Genomic DNA, 13,214 nt, shown 5'->3' on the forward strand with positions numbered 1-13,214 from the left:
CCGAGGCGGCGAAATCCTTATGGGATTTTGATTTCTTTGCTCCGCGTCCCGTCTCGAACCTTTATGGCACTTTGATCCATATTCACAGGAGCGGTGTATCCAGCCGCCCATATGATGCGGCGACGGGTTGGGCAGTTTTGTCCAAATTAAAAGAACAAACACGATATAGGAAAATGCATTATGGACATATTTGTTGTCGCGATTGGAATCGCGTTCTTTGCTCTATGCTTCGGCTACATCAAAGCCTGCGACAAGCTGTAAGTTTAGGGGATCGTAACATGCTTTTCGACTATATCCTCGGCGGCGCCGTGACCTTGTTTCTTCTCGCCTACCTGACATACGCCCTCGTTCGCCCGGAACGCTTCTGATCTCCGCTGGCAAGGAGCCAACCCCATGACAATCAACGGATGGCTGCAGATCCTCGTCTATTGCGGGATCGTCGTTCTGCTGGCCAAGCCGCTCGGCGGCTACATGCATCGCGTTTTCAGCGGCGAGCGCACATTCCTGTCGTCAATTCTGGCCCCGCTCGAGCGCGGGCTCTACCGCATATCAGGGACCAGCGAGCGCGAGGAGCAGCACTGGACCTCCTATGCGGCCGCCCTGCTGTTCTTTAACCTGGCCGGCTTCCTGGTGCTCTATTTCCTGCAACGGCTGCAAGGCGGCCTGCCCTACAATCCGGCCGGCATGACCGCCGTCGAACCTGAGCTGGCCTTCAACACCGCCGCCAGCTTCATGACCAACACCAACTGGCAGAACTACGGCGGCGAAAGCACGATGTCCTATCTCGTGCAGATGGCCGGCTTGACCGTGCAGAATTTTCTGTCGGCGGCGACTGGCGTCGCCATTGCGGTCGCATTGATCCGCGGCTTTGCCAGAGCCTCAGGCAAATCGATCGGCAATTTCTGGGTCGATATGACCCGCGGCACGCTCTACCTGCTTTTGCCCTTTTGCATCGTGTTGACTCTCGTCTATGTCTATCTCGGCATGCCGCAGACGCTCGCTGCCTACGTCAACGCGACGACGCTCGAAGGCGCGCAACAGACTATCGCGGTCGGGCCGGTCGCTTCCCAGGTTGCCATCAAGATGCTCGGCACCAATGGCGGCGGTTTCTTCAACGCCAATGCAGCGCACCCGTTTGAAAATCCCGACGCGATCTCGAACCTGATCCAGATGGTGACGATCTTTGCCCTCGGCGCGGCGCTGACCAATGTCTTCGGCCGCATGGTAGGCAACCAGCGCCAGGGCTGGGCAATTCTGTCGGCGATGGGCGTGCTGTTCATCGCTGGCGTTGCCGTCTGCTACTGGGCGGAAGCCGCCGGCAATCCGCTTGTTCATGCGCTGGGTGTCGACGGCGGCAACATGGAGGGCAAGGAGAGCCGCTTCGGCATCGCCCTGTCGGCACTGTTTGCCGTCATCACCACGGCCGCATCCTGCGGCGCGGTCAACGCCATGCATGACAGCTTCACCGCACTCGGCGGCATGATCCCCATCATCAACATGCAGCTCGGCGAGGTCATTGTCGGCGGCGTCGGCGCCGGCTTCTACGGTATCCTGATGTTCATCGTCATTGCCGTTTTCGTCGCCGGGCTGATGGTCGGACGCACGCCCGAATATCTCGGCAAGAAGATCGAGGCCAAGGAGGTCAAGATGGCTATGCTGGCCGTGCTCTGCCTGCCGCTTGCAATGCTGATCTTCACTGCTATCGCGGTGGTGCTGCCGACCGGCGTTGCTTCCATCGCCAATGCCGGCCCGCATGGCTTCTCCGAGGTTCTCTATGCCTACACCTCGGCCGCGGCGAACAATGGCTCCGCCTTTGGCGGCCTCAGCGGCAACACGCCCTGGTACAACGTAACGCTCGGCATCGGCATGCTGATGGGCCGGTTCCTGGTCATTATTCCGGCGTTGGCGATTGCTGGCTCGCTGGTTGCGAAGAAGACCGTCCCTGCCTCCGCCGGCACCTTCCCGACCGATGGTCCGCTGTTCGTCGGGCTGCTGGCCGGTGTCATCCTGATCGTCGGCGGCCTGACCTTCTTCCCGGCCCTGGCGGTCGGACCGATCGTCGAGCACCTGGCGATGATTCACGGTCAGACATTCTGAAACGGCGATGCCCTGGTTCAAGATCATACCTCGAAAGGTCCGGCATCGCCCCGAGCCGGAGGGGGAGAAAACGCCCCCTCCTTTCCCGACGCTGTCCACATTCCTCGCTATTGCGGCAGCCTTGATCATGATCTGGCTGCTGGCTTACGGGCCGCCGCACCTTCGTTCGGCACACGATCGACCGGTCAACAACATCGACACTGGAGCTACCAAATGAGCCCGTCGAAATCCGTGAGCATCATGGATACCCGCATTCTGTGGCCCGCTATCGGCGGTTCCTTCAGAAAACTGAACCCGCGCACCTTGATGCGAAACCCGGTGATGTTCGTCGTCGCCGTCGTCTCGGCGCTCACCACCGTGCTGTTCGTCAAGGATCTCGTTACCAGCGGCGGCGATCTTGGCTTCACGCTGCAGATCATCATCTGGCTGTGGTTCACCGTGCTCTTCGCCAATTTCGCCGAAGCGGTGGCCGAAGGCCGCGGCAAGGCGCAAGCTGACTCGCTGCGTCGGGCGCGAACCGAGACGCAGGCCAAGCTGTTGAACGGTGGCGACCGCAGCAAGTTCAAACTGGTGCCCGGCACCAGCCTGAAGGTCGGCGACACCGTGCTTGTCGAAGCCGGCGACATCATCCCCTCGGACGGCGAGGTGGTCGAAGGCGTGGCGTCGGTCAACGAGGCGGCCATCACCGGCGAATCCGCACCGGTCATCCGCGAATCCGGAGGCGATCGTTCGGCGGTGACCGGCGGCACGCAGGTCTTGTCCGACTGGATCCGCGTGCGCATCACTGCGGCTGCCGGTCATACGTTCCTCGACCGCATGATCTCGCTGGTCGAGGGCGCCGAGCGCCAGAAGACACCCAACGAGATCGCGCTCAACATCCTGCTCGTCGGCATGACGCTGATCTTCGTGCTGGCGACGGCGACGATCCCGAGCTTCGCCTCGTATTCGGGCGGCTATATCCCGGTGACCGTGCTGGTCGCCCTGTTCGTTACCCTGATCCCGACCACAATTGGCGCCCTGCTGTCGGCTATCGGCATTGCCGGCATGGACCGCCTGGTGCGCTTCAACGTGCTCGCCATGTCGGGGCGCGCCGTCGAGGCGGCCGGCGATGTCGACACGCTGCTGCTCGACAAGACCGGAACCATCACGCTGGGCAACCGTCAGGCGACGGCATTTCGTCCGGTCAAGGGCGTCACCGAACAGGAACTGGCCGACGCGGCTCAGCTTGCCTCGCTTGCCGACGAAACGCCGGAAGGCCGCTCGATCGTCGTCCTGGCGAAGGAAAAATACGCTATCCGCGCCCGCGACATGGCAAGCCTGCACGCGACTTTCGTGCCCTTCACCGCGCAAACCCGCATGAGCGGTGTCGATCTGGAAGGCTCCTCGGTCCGCAAGGGCGCAGTCGATGCGGTACTTGCCCACGTCAACCTCTCGACCGTTGCCACAGGCAGTATGCGCCCCGGCAGCGACACCGTCCGCGACCTTCAGGCGATCGCCGACGAGATCGCCAAATCGGGTGGCACTCCACTCGCGGTCGAGCGCGACGGGCGCCTGCTCGGCGTCGTCCATCTGAAGGACATCGTCAAGGGCGGCATCGCAGAACGCTTTGCCGAATTGCGCCGCATGGGCATCCGCACGGTGATGATCACCGGCGATAATCCGATGACCGCGGCGGCGATCGCGGCGGAAGCCGGCGTCGACGACTTCCTTGCCCAGGCGACGCCCGAGGACAAGTTGAAGCTGATCCGCGACGAGCAGGCCAAAGGCAAACTGGTCGCGATGTGCGGCGATGGCACCAACGATGCGCCGGCCCTTGCGCAGGCCGATGTCGGCGTTGCCATGAACACCGGCACGGTCGCGGCGCGCGAGGCCGGCAACATGGTCGATCTCGACAGCGATCCGACCAAGCTGATCGAGATCGTCGAAATCGGCAAGGCGCTGCTGATGACGCGTGGCTCGCTGACCACCTTCTCCATCGCCAACGACGTGGCCAAGTATTTTGCCATCATCCCGGCAATATTCGCCGCCTTCTACATCGCCCCGGGCCAGACCGCCGGGCCGCTGCAAGCGCTCAATGTCATGCATCTGGCGACGCCGCAGAGCGCTATCCTCTCGGCCATCATCTTCAACGCGCTGATCATCATTGCGCTGATCCCGCTGTCGCTGAGGGGCGTCAAATACCGCGCGGTCGGCGCCGGTGCGCTGCTCAGCCGCAATCTCATTGTCTATGGCCTTGGCGGCGTCGTAGTGCCCTTCGTCGGCATCAAGATGATCGACATGGCCATCACCGCTCTCGGTCTCGCCTAAGGAACCACGTCGATGCTCAATCAAATCAGGCCCGCGATCGTCATGATCGTCTTCTTCACCATTCTGACGGGTTTGGTCTATCCGATCGGCATGACCGGCATTGCCCAGGCGCTGTTTTCGCGCCAGGCCAATGGCAGCCTGATCGAGAAGGACGGCAAGCTCGTCGGTTCCGAGCTGATCGGCCAGGCTTTCGAAAGCGACCGCTACTTCCATGGCCGCCCGTCGGCTGCCGGCGACGGCTACAATGCCGCCGCCTCGGGCGGCTCGAATCTCGGCCCGACCAACCCGAAGCTCATCGACAGGATCAAGAGCGACGCCGAAAAGCTGAGAGCCGAAAACCCGAGCCAGCCGGTACCGATGAATCTGGTCACCTCGTCCGGCAGCGGCCTCGATCCGCATATCAGCCCCGATGCGGCCTATTTTCAGGTTGCCAGGGTGGCCAAGGCCAGGGGCGTCGATGAATCCAGGATCAAATCGCTTGTCGACAGCCATGTCGAAGATCGCGAATTGGGATTCATCGGCGAGGCGGTAGTCAATGTGCTGGCCCTCAACCTTGCGCTGGACGATGCCATGAAACAGTGAAGGACCGGCGCCGGGATCGACACCGAAGCCGGCGCCGTTCATGATTGACCCGTATGCCAGACGACAGACGCACCGCCGAAACCAGGCCCTCTCCCGACGCGCTGCTCGAGCATGCCGAGCGGGAGGAGCGCGGCCGCCTGAGGATATTTCTCGGCGCCGCCCCCGGTGTCGGCAAGACCTACGAGATGCTGATGTCGGGCCGCGCCAGGCTGGCCGACGGGGTCGACGTGGTGATCGGCATCGTCGAGACGCACGGCCGCAAGGAAACCCAGACGCTGGTCGAAGGCTACGAGGTCATTCCTCGCCTTGAGATCGATTACAAGGGGCGGATCCTTGAGGAGATGAATCTCGACGCCATCCTCGCCCGGCACCCGGCGCTAGTTCTGGTCGACGAACTCGCCCACACCAACGTCGCCGGCAGCCGTCACCCCAAGCGCTATCTCGACGTCCAGGAAATCCTGACGCACGGCATCGATGTCTACACGACGCTGAATATCCAGCACGTCGAGAGCCTGAACGATGTCGTGGCGCAGATCACCCGCGTCAGGGTGCGGGAAACTGTCCCCGACTCCATAATCGACCAGGCCGACGACATCGAGATCATCGACCTCACCCCCGACGATCTGATCAAACGGCTTGAGGAAGGCAAGGTCTACATCCCCAGCACCGCCCAGCGCGCCATCGAGAACTATTTCTCGCCGGGCAATCTGACGGCGCTCCGGGAATTGGCGCTCCGCCGCACTGCCCAGCGGGTCGACGAGCAGTTGCTGACCCACATGCGGGCCCACGCGATACCCGGGCCTTGGGCGGCGGGGGAAAGGGTTCTCGTCTGCGTCGATGCGCGTCCGGGCGGGGCGGCCCGTGTACGCTATGCGCGGAGGTTGGCCGACCGGCTCCGCGCCCCTTGGACGGCGCTTCATGTCGATACCCCTCATTCAGCGGCCATGCCCGAGGAGGACAAGGATCGGCTGGCGACGCAGCTGCGCCTTGCCGAGCAGCTCGGTGCCGAGGTGACGACCATTCCGGGTCAGAACGTCGCGCAAGACATCGTTCGGCATGCGACGGCGAACAACTTCACCCATATCGTGATCGGCAGGCCGACCCGATCGCGTTGGCGGGAATTGATCGAAGGCTCGCTCACTTACGATCTCATCCGCAATGCCGGCGACATCAGCGTCCATGTCATTTCGGGAAACGAACGCAACGCCGAGGCGACTTCGAGGACCGTCAAGGCGGCGGACGAGCAGTGGCAGTTCGAGATCTGGCCCTATCTCAGGGCCACGGCCTATGTTGTTGGCTCGCTCGCCTTCGCCGTCCTTCTCGACCAGTTTCTCGACGTCCGCAATCTGGCGATCATCTTTCTCATTGGGGTCCTGACGTCGGCGGTGACCGGCGGTCTCTGGCCGGCTTTGTATGCCTGCCTCATCAGCGCCATTGCCTTCAACTATTTCTTCCTAGAACCACGCTACACGCTGACGATCGAGGATCCGGAGAGCATCGTTGCGCTGGCTGTCTTCCTGGTTGTTGCGGTCATTGGCAGCAATCTAACAGCGCGCGTGCAGCGTCAGGCGGTCGCCGCGCGCTCGCGGGCACGCGCCACAGAAGATATTTATCTCTTCTCAAAGAAGCTCGCCGGCGCTGGGACGCTTGATGACGTTCTCTGGGCGACTGCCTTCCAGATCGCCTCGATGCTGAAGCTGCGCGTGGTGCTGCTTCTGCCGGAGAACGGCACGATTGCGGTCAAAGCCGGCTACCCACCCGACGACACGCTGGCCGAGGCCGACATCGCAGCAGCCCGCTGGGCCTGGGAGCATAACCGCGCCGCCGGGCGCGGCGCCGACACGCTGCCCGGAGCAAAGCGCCTCTATCTGCCCTTGCGGACCGGACGCACGGCGGTAGGCGTTGTCGGCCTCGACAACGACAAGCAAGGTCCGCTGCTGACACCCGAGCAGCAGCGTCTGCTCGATGCGCTCGCCGACCAGGCGGCGGTCGCCATCGAGCGCATCCAGCTCGTCGCCGATGTTGACCGGGCCAAGCTTGCGGCCGAGGCAGACCGTCTGCGCTCGGCCTTGCTCACCTCCATTTCCCACGATTTGAAAACGCCGCTTGCCGCCATCATGGGCGCGGCCGGAACACTCAGGGACTTCGAGGCCGCGCTTCCCGAGCAGGACCGGGCGGAACTGCTGTCGACCGTGCTCGATGAAGCGGAGAGGCTTAACCGCTTCATCGCCAATCTGCTCGATATGACCAAGATCGAATCCGGCACGATGGAGCCGAACTATGCGTTTCACTATCTCGGCGACATTGTCGGTTCAGCTCTGTATCGGGCCCGCAAAATCGTCGGCGAGCATAAGACCGAGATCGACATTCCATCGGATCTGCCGATGTTGCGGGTCGACCCCGTTCTGTTCGAACAGGTGCTGTTCAACCTCCTCGACAATGCTGCAAAATACGCGCCGCCAGGTTCGACGATCCGCCTGCAAGCCTGGGCCGACAACGGCTTCGTCATCCTGCAGATCATGGATGAGGGACCAGGCATTCCGCCAGCGGATCTAGAGCGCGTTTTCGACACTTTCTACCGTGTGCGCAAGGGTGACCAGGTGCGTGCCGGCACGGGGCTCGGCCTGTCGATTTGCCGCGGCTTCATCGAAGCGATGGGCGGGACGCTCTTGGCGGCAAACAGGTCCGACCGCTCGGGGGCGGTTTTCACCATCAGGATGCAACTGGTGCCGGCGGAACTGCCCAATCTCGGCGAACCCGAGACGGGCCATCAAAATATGGACGATCTGGCATGACGAGCCTGGACGTCAGGATATTGGTGGTCGACGACGAACCGCCGATCCGGAAACTGCTTCGCGTCGGGCTTGGCAGCCAAGGCTATGCGATCAGCGAGGCGCCGAACGCCAGGGCGGCGATTGAACTCATCGCGACGGAAAAGCCGGACCTTGTGCTGCTCGATCTCGGCCTGCCCGGCATGAGCGGGCATGAGCTGCTCCGCAAATGGCGGGATGATGGCCTGGACATTCCCGTGGTTATTCTTTCCAGCCGCACCGACGAGGCCGGCATCGTCTCGGCCCTCGAACTCGGCGCCGACGATTATGTCACCAAGCCATTCGGTATGAACGAGCTTGTCGCACGCATCCGCGTCGCGCTTCGCCACAAGTTCCAGCAGCAGGGTGAGAGACCGGTGTTCCAGACCGGCGACCTCTCCGTCGATCTGGTGAAGCGCGTCGTCAAGATCGAGGACAAGGAGATAAAGCTCTCGCCGAAGGAATACGACATTCTTCGCACCTTGGTGCAGCACGCCGGCAAGGTTCTCACCCACCAGTTCCTGCTGAAGCAGGTCTGGGGCGATTCCACCGACGTTCAATATCTCAGAGTCTATGTCCGGCAACTCAGGCTAAAGATTGAAAAGACGCCCGACCAGCCCCGCTATATCACGACCGAGACCGGCGTCGGATACCGGCTGCGCGAAGTCGATTGACGCGACGAGCATCCGAAGCCGAAATGCCTCTTCCAATCTGCTTCAAATCAGCGGCGGCCATGGCGTCGCCGGACAAAAGCCCTATATTAAAAGAAGATTGGTTTTGTGCGGGAATGAACGAATGCCACGGCTTCGTCTATTGACGTTTTTAGGGTCGGCAATGCTGACTGCGTCGATGCTGTCGGGCGTAAATCCTGCTGCATCGGCACAGGTCGGCAGTCCCGCCGATCGCAACGTGTTGATCCAGCAAGACCAGTTGCAGATGTTGGAGAACAGGCTGCGGCGGCAGCAATACCAGCAGCAGCAACAGCAGTACCGTGCCCTGGATCGCCAAATCCCAATACCGCAACGGCAGGAGGTGCCGCAGATGAGGCCAACTTGCCAGTTGCTGCCGTCAGGGAGCGGCTTTGTCAGCACCTGCCGCTGACGACCGGTCCCTTTCATTTATTTAGCCGACTTATATACTGGGGAAACCGCTCCGCCTGCGCCCCATTGAAAGCGGGCGAGTTTGCAACGCTGCCCTTGCCGTCTGGGCACCGATTCGACTGGATTATCGAATGGCAGCCAGCAAGAAGAAGGTTGTACGCAAGGCAAGGAAGGGCGACGGGGTTCGCCAGGTCGCGGCGATTCCCTTTCGGCTGAACGAGCATGGCGATGTCGAGGTGATGCTGGTCACATCGCGAACGACGAGGCGCTTCATCGTACCGAAGGGCTGGCCGATGAAGGGCAAGAGCGGCCGCAAGGCAGCCACCATCGAAGCACAGGAAGAAGCCGGTGTTCTCGGCAAGACACTGAAACAGCCTGCCGGCACCTACCACTACTGGAAGCGGCTGGCGAACCGCTTCGTTCGCGTCGATGTCGTCGTCTATTTGCTTGAGGTAACCGAGGAACTTGCCAAGTGGCAAGAAGCCAAGAGACGGCAGCGGGCATGGCTGACGCCGACCGACGCGGCGTTGCTGATCGACGAGCCGGATCTTTCGACGCTGGTGAGGAACATCAGGATTGCCGAACTGGAGCATAATCCCAAAAAGCAGAGTCCGGCGTTCGGAAAAGATCCCGCTCAATAGAAGATGGAGGCATGCCCCAACTGTGTCGGGATGGAATTGGTTTCCAGCGCCCGCCGCCCCCGTCTCTTGAACCGATGCCTCACTGACTGCCATCGTCTTCCTCGGGCAGAGGCCGCGCCGGCGTGCCGGTATAGGCCCACAGCCATTCGCGCGGCAGTGGCCCTTTGTTGCGTTCGCTCTCCTGCGACTGTTCCCATGCATGTGCGAGGATGCCGACGGAGCGCGACAGCACGAAAAGGCCCCGCGTCAGCGGCGGCGGGAAGCCGAGCTCGCCGTAGATGACGGCCGTGGCGCCGTCGATATTGAGCGGGATTTTTTTGCCCTTGCGCCGCGAAACCTCGGCCTCGACCATCTCGGCGATATCGGCGAAGCGCCCGCTGACGACGCCGCGCGCGGCAAAGTCACGGGTCAGCTCGATGAGGCGGGGCGCCCGCGGGTCGACCGGGTGGAAGCGATGGCCGAGCCCGGGCACATAACCGTCCTCCCCAGCAAGGAAATGATCAACCCGCAGCGACACGGCGCCCGTGAGGGGCACGCCGGCGTCCACTTCAGCGGCGATGTCGCCGTAGAAGGAAAGCGCCTGTTCGCCGGCGCCGCCATGCACATCGCCAAGCACGTTGATGGCAGATGCCATGGCGCTGTTGATGCCGACGCCGCACGTGATCGCCATGCGGGCGATGGCGATCGACGGCGCCTGCGGCCCATGGTCGACGGCAGCACCCAGCGCGATGCCGAGCAGCGCCGCCTGCTCCTCGCTCGGCAGTTCGCCGCGCAGCATGAGCCAGATCATTGCCGGAAAGCTGACGCGACCGATCAGATCCTGGATTTCATAGCCGCGCAGCCGGATGACGCCGGGGCGCATCTCGATGATGCCGGTCTGCCACCATTCCTCGCCGCGCGCGCGGCCAGCCTTGTTTTCCGTGTCGCTCATGGCTTCTTTTCCGTGCCGCTCATGCCTTCGCTCTTTTCTTGGCGCGTGGCGGCAGGTTGGCAAAAACTTCGTCCATATGCTCGCCCAGCCCCGGCGGCGGCCTGCTCGGCAAAGGTGCCTCGCCATCGACCATGAAGCCGCCGCGCACCACGGTCAGCGGCCTAGCCATCCCGGACACGGCCTGGAAGCGTACCGTCATGCCGCGCTCGATCACTTGTCTCTCTTGCAGTACCTGCGGGATTGTCAGCACCCGGCCTGCCGGCACGCCGGCGCGATTGAACGTCTCCTCCCAGGCGGCGGCCGAGCCGCTCGCCAAGGCATCCTCGATCAGCGCTTTCAATGCAATGCGGTTCTGCTTGCGCGTTTCGCGCTCGGCAAAGCGGACATCCGACGCCAACTCCGGCCGACCGATCAACCGGCACAGTGTGACGAACTGCTCTTGCTTGTTGGCGGCGATGTTGAGCAAGCCGTCGCCGGTGCGAAACGCGCCAGACGGTGCGGCCGTCATGTTTTCATTGCCCATCGGCTGCGGCTCGACGTCCGCCGTCAGATAGTTCGACACCGGCCAGCCGAGCGCAGAAAGCGTGCATTCGAGCATCGACACGTCGAGGAACGCGCCCTCGCCAGTCGTCTTCTGCTTGACCAGTGCGGCGGTAATGGCGAAGGCTCCGACCAGCCCGCCAAGCGTATCGGCGACGGGATAGCCGACACGCAGCGGCGCCGTTTCCGGTGTACCGGTGATGCTCATGATGCCGGAAAGACCCTGGATAATCTGGTCGTAGGCTGGATTGTCGCGCATCGGCCCGGTCTGGCCGAAGCCCGATATCGCACAGTAGACAAGGCTTGGCCGGACCTCCTTCAGCCTGGCATGGCCAAGCCCCAGCCGGTCCATTACGCCGGGGCGGAAATTCTCGACCAGCGCGTCGGCCGAAGCGACCAGATCGAGGAAGCGTTCGCGGTCGGCCTCCTGCTTGAGATCGAGCGCCACCGAGCGTTTGCCGGCATTCTGCGCCAGGAACGAAGCGCCCATGCCCGCCCGGTTGAGCTCCGGCGAGGCGCCGAGCTGGCGCGCCAGATCACCACCTTGCGGCGTCTCGACCTTGATGACGTCGGCCCCGAGCAACGCCAGCTGGTAGGCGCAATAGGGGCCGGCCAGCACATTGGTCAGGTCAAGGACGCGGATGCCGGAAAGCAGGTCTGTCATGACGTCACGAACAGCTCAGGCATCGCCCGGCACGTGCTCCGGTCCACGCATGCGCCTGTGCTCGATGTAGGCCCAGATATGCGGTCCAACCAGGCCGATGAAGGCCAGCGTCAGCAGCGTCAGCGACAGCGGATGCTTGTAGAACACCGTCCAATCGCCGTTCGAGATGGTCATCGCGCGGCGGAACTGCGTTTCCGCAAGCGGCCCGAGAATCATGCCGATGATGACCGGCGCGGTCGGGAAATCGAAACGCCGCATCAGGAAGCCGGCGGCACCGAGCAGATAGAGGATGACGAGGTCGATCGGCGATTGCGAGATACCGTAGGTGCCGACCGTGGCGAACACGAGGATGCCGGCATAGAGCTGCGGCGCCGGGATCTTCAGCAATCGCACCCAGAGCCCGATCAGCGGCAGGTTGAGGACGACGAGGATGACATTGGCGATGAACAGGCTGGCGATCAGCCCCCACACCAGGTCGGCCTGCGTCGTCAGCAGCAGCGGCCCCGGATTGATACCGTAGCTCTGGAACGCCGACAGCATGATCGCGGCCGTCGCCGAGGTCGGCAGGCCGAGCGTCAGCATCGGCACCAGCACGCCGGCCGCGGATGCATTGTTGGCGGCCTCCGGCCCGGCAACGCCCTCGATGGCGCCGACGGTGCCGAACTCCTCCTTGTGTCTGGAGAGTTTCTTCTCGATCGCATAGGAGAGGAAGGTCGGGATTTCGGCGCCGCCGGCCGGCATGGCACCGATCGGGAAGCCGATCAGGGCACCGCGCAGCCATGGCTTCCACGAGCGCGCCCATTCGGCCGCGGTCATGTAGAGCGAGCCCTTCAACGGCACGATATCGTCCTTGCCGGCATAGCGGCGCGAGGCCATGTAAAGCGTCTCGCCAACGGCGAACAGGCCAACGGCGACGACGATGACGTCGACGCCGTCCAACAATTCGCTCATGCCGAAGGTGAAGCGCGGCTGCCCCGTCTGCAGGTCGACGCCAATCATGCCGACGACGAAGCCGACGAACAGACTGGTCAGGCCGCGCACCGAAGACGAGCCGAGCACCGCCGAAACCGTGATGAAGGCCAGCACCATCAGCGAGAAATATTCGGCCGGGCCGAAGGCCAGCGCGAATTTGACGACGATCGGCGCCAGGAAGGCAACGCCGATCGTGCCCAGCGTGCCGGCGACGAAGGAGCCGATCGCCGAGGTCGCCAGGGCCGCACCGCCACGGCCGGAGCGGGCCATCCGGTTGCCTTCCAGCGCGGTGACGATGGTGGCGCTTTCGCCAGGCGTGTTGAGCAGGATCGATGTCGTCGAGCCGCCATACATGGCGCCGTAGTAGATGCCGGCAAACAGGATGAAGGATGCCTCCGGCGCCACCTGATAGGTGATCGGCAACAGCAGCGCGATGGTCAGTGCCGGCCCGAGGCCGGGCAGCACGCCGATGGCAGTCCCCAGCGTGGTGCCGACCAGGCACCATATGAGATTGATCGGCGAGAAGGCGACCGAAAATCCGTGCGCGAGATGGCCAAGCGTTTCCATGGC

General features: G+C 63.0%; 11 protein-coding genes. 8 read left to right on the forward strand and 3 right to left on the reverse strand.

What is annotated here, in order from left to right; genetic code table 11:
• Window positions 1-278: 278 nt before the first annotated feature.
• The 8 genes from NKH04_RS05695 (at window position 279) to NKH04_RS05730 (ending at window position 9,537) form a co-directional block, all read left to right on the forward strand.
• Window positions 279-368 (forward strand): K(+)-transporting ATPase subunit F, encoded by a 90-nt coding sequence (locus NKH04_RS05695; protein WP_023675300.1) that lies wholly within the window; start codon window positions 279-281, stop codon window positions 366-368.
• Window positions 369-393: 25 nt separating this feature from the next.
• Complete coding sequence (kdpA, locus tag NKH04_RS05700; RefSeq protein ID WP_352539403.1) at window positions 394-2,097, forward strand: potassium-transporting ATPase subunit KdpA; 1,704 nt, start codon at window positions 394-396, stop codon at window positions 2,095-2,097.
• A 213-nt stretch (window positions 2,098-2,310) separates the two neighbouring features.
• The gene (gene kdpB, locus NKH04_RS05705; RefSeq protein WP_352539404.1) at window positions 2,311-4,404 is read left to right on the forward strand and encodes a potassium-transporting ATPase subunit KdpB; all 2,094 of its coding nucleotides are present in this window, start codon (window positions 2,311-2,313) and stop codon (window positions 4,402-4,404) included.
• A gap of 12 nt (window positions 4,405-4,416) precedes the next feature.
• Window positions 4,417-4,986 (forward strand): potassium-transporting ATPase subunit KdpC, encoded by a 570-nt coding sequence (kdpC, locus tag NKH04_RS05710; RefSeq protein ID WP_353044045.1) that lies wholly within the window; start codon window positions 4,417-4,419, stop codon window positions 4,984-4,986.
• A 53-nt stretch (window positions 4,987-5,039) separates the two neighbouring features.
• On the forward strand, window positions 5,040-7,781 hold the full coding sequence (locus NKH04_RS05715; RefSeq protein WP_352767753.1) for a DUF4118 domain-containing protein: 2,742 nt from the start codon (window positions 5,040-5,042) through the stop codon (window positions 7,779-7,781).
• Window positions 7,778-8,470: a response regulator transcription factor gene (locus tag NKH04_RS05720; protein WP_352818277.1), complete on the forward strand. Its 693-nt coding sequence runs from the start codon at window positions 7,778-7,780 to the stop codon at window positions 8,468-8,470. The genes NKH04_RS05715 and NKH04_RS05720 overlap by 4 nt, the downstream gene beginning before the upstream one ends.
• 160 nt (window positions 8,471-8,630) lie before the next feature.
• Window positions 8,631-8,897: a hypothetical protein gene (locus tag NKH04_RS05725; RefSeq protein ID WP_352469452.1), complete on the forward strand. Its 267-nt coding sequence runs from the start codon at window positions 8,631-8,633 to the stop codon at window positions 8,895-8,897.
• Between the two features lie 130 nt (window positions 8,898-9,027).
• A complete protein-coding gene (locus NKH04_RS05730) occupies window positions 9,028-9,537 on the forward strand; it encodes an NUDIX hydrolase (protein ID WP_352469451.1) in 510 nt (169 codons plus the stop codon).
• 79 nt (window positions 9,538-9,616) lie between these two features.
• Here the strand turns inward: NKH04_RS05730 and NKH04_RS05735 are convergent, their stop codons facing one another.
• Genes NKH04_RS05735 through NKH04_RS05745 form a run of 3 tightly spaced genes read right to left on the reverse strand, consistent with a single transcriptional unit; the run spans window position 9,617 to window position 13,211 of the window.
• The gene (locus NKH04_RS05735; protein ID WP_352469450.1) at window positions 9,617-10,468 is read right to left on the reverse strand and encodes a citryl-CoA lyase; all 852 of its coding nucleotides are present in this window, start codon (window positions 10,466-10,468) and stop codon (window positions 9,617-9,619) included.
• Between the two features lie 19 nt (window positions 10,469-10,487).
• Window positions 10,488-11,672: a CaiB/BaiF CoA transferase family protein gene (locus tag NKH04_RS05740; protein ID WP_352469449.1), complete on the reverse strand. Its 1,185-nt coding sequence runs from the start codon at window positions 11,670-11,672 to the stop codon at window positions 10,488-10,490.
• Window positions 11,673-11,687: 15 nt separating this feature from the next.
• Complete coding sequence (locus NKH04_RS05745; RefSeq protein ID WP_352469448.1) at window positions 11,688-13,211, reverse strand: tripartite tricarboxylate transporter permease; 1,524 nt, start codon at window positions 13,209-13,211, stop codon at window positions 11,688-11,690.
• Window positions 13,212-13,214 lie beyond the last annotated feature (3 nt).

Source organism: Mesorhizobium sp. M1365 (assembly GCF_040317865.1).
Taxonomy (GTDB): Bacteria; Pseudomonadota; Alphaproteobacteria; order Rhizobiales; family Rhizobiaceae; genus Mesorhizobium.

Excerpts from the sequence above, each read along its gene's own strand:
- NKH04_RS05695 (WP_023675300.1), top strand. The coding sequence starts at position 279 with ATGCTTTTCGACTATATCCTCGGCGGCGCCGTGACCTTGTTTCTTCTC.
- NKH04_RS05740 (WP_352469449.1), bottom strand. The coding sequence starts at position 11,672 with ATGACAGACCTGCTTTCCGGCATCCGCGTCCTTGACCTGACCAATGTG.
- NKH04_RS05720 (WP_352818277.1), top strand. The coding sequence starts at position 7,778 with ATGACGAGCCTGGACGTCAGGATATTGGTGGTCGACGACGAACCGCCG.
- NKH04_RS05715 (WP_352767753.1), top strand. The coding sequence starts at position 5,040 with ATGCCAGACGACAGACGCACCGCCGAAACCAGGCCCTCTCCCGACGCG.
- NKH04_RS05725 (WP_352469452.1), top strand. The coding sequence starts at position 8,631 with ATGCTGACTGCGTCGATGCTGTCGGGCGTAAATCCTGCTGCATCGGCA.
- NKH04_RS05730 (WP_352469451.1), top strand. The coding sequence starts at position 9,028 with ATGGCAGCCAGCAAGAAGAAGGTTGTACGCAAGGCAAGGAAGGGCGAC.
- NKH04_RS05745 (WP_352469448.1), bottom strand. The coding sequence starts at position 13,211 with ATGGAAACGCTTGGCCATCTCGCGCACGGATTTTCGGTCGCCTTCTCG.
- NKH04_RS05735 (WP_352469450.1), bottom strand. The coding sequence starts at position 10,468 with ATGAGCGACACGGAAAACAAGGCTGGCCGCGCGCGCGGCGAGGAATGG.
- kdpC (WP_353044045.1), top strand. The coding sequence starts at position 4,417 with ATGCTCAATCAAATCAGGCCCGCGATCGTCATGATCGTCTTCTTCACC.
- kdpB (WP_352539404.1), top strand. The coding sequence starts at position 2,311 with ATGAGCCCGTCGAAATCCGTGAGCATCATGGATACCCGCATTCTGTGG.
- kdpA (WP_352539403.1), top strand. The coding sequence starts at position 394 with ATGACAATCAACGGATGGCTGCAGATCCTCGTCTATTGCGGGATCGTC.